Annotated in this window: 2 protein-coding genes and 1 pseudogene; all 3 read right to left on the minus strand. The window is 43.5% G+C overall.

The features are described 5' to 3' along the window. A pseudogene (locus P5683_RS26610) lies at positions 1-212 on the minus strand (HNH nuclease); the annotation flags it as partial. Positions 213-308: 96 nt separating this feature from the next. After that, on the minus strand, positions 309-1,028 hold the full coding sequence (locus P5683_RS26615) for a reverse transcriptase domain-containing protein (RefSeq protein ID WP_006621555.1): 720 nt from the start codon (positions 1,026-1,028) through the stop codon (positions 309-311). 21 nt (positions 1,029-1,049) lie between these two features. After that, the gene (locus P5683_RS26620) at positions 1,050-1,274 is read right to left on the minus strand and encodes a reverse transcriptase N-terminal domain-containing protein (protein ID WP_368663755.1); all 225 of its coding nucleotides are present in this window, start codon (positions 1,272-1,274) and stop codon (positions 1,050-1,052) included. Positions 1,275-2,028: the final 754 nt, after the last annotated feature.

The raw sequence follows: 2,028 nt of genomic DNA on the forward strand, positions 1-2,028 counted from the left end.
ATCGGGTTTAGTTTACTAATCAGGGCTGATTGAGGTGCTGTTTTATGTTGTTTAATTACACCTTTTATCATTTCTGTGTGGGCTTTGACTGCTTTGTTACTGGGTTTGATGTGAGTTTTATGACCGATTAATCGGTTTGTTGTCCCACCTATTTTTCCAGATTTATATTTTCCTGCTGGGTATTGCCTGATATTGAATCCGAGAAAATCCAACCCTGGTTCTTCAGTTTTGCCATTATACTCAATGGAATTGAGTGTATGACAGATTCGAGTCTTTCCAGGTTTAATCTCTAATCCTACAGGTTTTAGCTATTCGGAAATTGCAGTTTTGCACTGTTCAATGATTTCTAGTGATGGTGATATTACTATGAAATCATCGGCATATCTTATTAGGCAGGCTTTGACAGCCTTACCTTCTTTCTTAGGATACATTGTTTCAATTAGCCTAACCATTCCCAACAGTGCGATGTTGTCTAGGAGTGGGCTTATTACCCCTCCTTGGGGTGTCCCTGCTTCTGTATCCTCAAATACACCGTTATCCAAAACGCCTGCTTTGAGCCATTGTTTAATATCTCGTTTTAGGCTGCTTGAACAATGAATTTTGGACATTAGGTAATCATGGTTTATTCGGTCAAAACATTTCGCTATGTCTGCGTCTAACACGAAGTATTTACCCTTGTTGATACTTGAGTAAATTCGTGCTATTGCATCATGGGCGGATCGTCCAGGACGGAACCCGTAGCTAGTGCCTTCAAATCTTGACTCCCATTCGGGTTCAAGTGCCGACTTGACCAAAGCTTGCCTTGCTCTATCTTGGATTGTAGGAATACCTAGTGGGCGTTTTTCATCCCTTCCAGGTTTTGGAATCCATACTCTCCTAAGTGCTTTTGCTTTGATGTTTCCCTTAATGTTCTCGACGAGTTCAAACCTTTGTTTTGGAGAGATTGCTCTTACTCCATCAACTCCAGCCGTTTTCTTGCCTTGATTATCTTGGAGGGCGGGTTTATTAAGCTGACTGTTGGGAAGCATGGCTGACCGTGGAACCCGCCCCTACAGCCGCACTGCTAAGAGTCGGGCATAATATGATTTCACCAATAGACGTTGCAACCTTCGTGCCTTTGCGTCCTGTCCCGATTTAGCTGCTTGAAATATCCTCTTTTGGAGTTTGAAAACTTTTCGCTGAACTTTCGCCCACGGAATTGCTTTCCATGCGTTTTTCGTAGTCTTGATTGGTTTGGGTTGACCAAATCCTTTCTTTAAACTCGCTTGCGCCATATATGCTCCTACTTGGCTCTATTCTTGGCAATCAAACCGTGACCCGTCTGCATATCCCTACCATTACGGTCGGGCATTGGCTTCTGGTCACATCTCATCCCCTAACAGGCTTGCGCTTACACTCATCACTTCTGATTACCTCGACCAGATAATCAGAGCCTGGAAGGGGTTACAACGTTCCGTTTATATGGGCATTCCATCTTTAGACTTGTCCTCTCCACCGGGGTACTTTTAAAGGTCTGTGTAGGTAGGTTTAATAAATCCCTACTTTTCCCCTTACTCTTTTGAGCGCAGCGTATCAACCTATTTCGCTGCTTACTAGTGACGATGGTTCAAGTCGGAACATTCAGATTTCCTTAGTCATGGATGGTTGGCAGTGGTCGCTTTTGGTAGTAGGTTCTACTTCACGCCTTCCGTTCCCCGCTTCAGTCCCAGGGTTGTGAATCCTAAAACTGGGGGTGGCTATCGCCGTTACTCTCAACGCAATTGTTAAGGAATTTTAAGATTTCCGATTTTTGCATTTTGACCTTGAGTTCCCTGCCTTTGTTTTGTATATTTCTATACAAAGCGTTGGGACATATAAACAGTTATGGGGATGGTCAGGAGTACGCTCCATATATTCAACCGAGGGGTTAAAATCCCCACCAGGCGGTTATTTCGGGTATTGCAACCCTATTTCATGCCTGAACGTTTCGCACTTTAAAGACTACGTATGTCATATAGCTCTGAAAGTTGAAGTCATAAAGCGGGGGGA

The sequence above is a fragment of the Limnospira sp. PMC 1279.21 genome (assembly GCF_032349615.1).
Lineage (GTDB): Bacteria > Cyanobacteriota > Cyanobacteriia > Cyanobacteriales > Microcoleaceae > Limnospira > Limnospira fusiformis.

What these genes read in the sequence shown, in the direction of transcription:
- P5683_RS26615 (WP_006621555.1), bottom strand. Translation starts at nt 1,028, where the DNA reads ATGCTTCCCAACAGTCAGCTTAATAAACCCGCCCTCCAAGATAATCAA.
- P5683_RS26620 (WP_368663755.1), bottom strand. Translation starts at nt 1,274, where the DNA reads ATGGCGCAAGCGAGTTTAAAGAAAGGATTTGGTCAACCCAAACCAATC.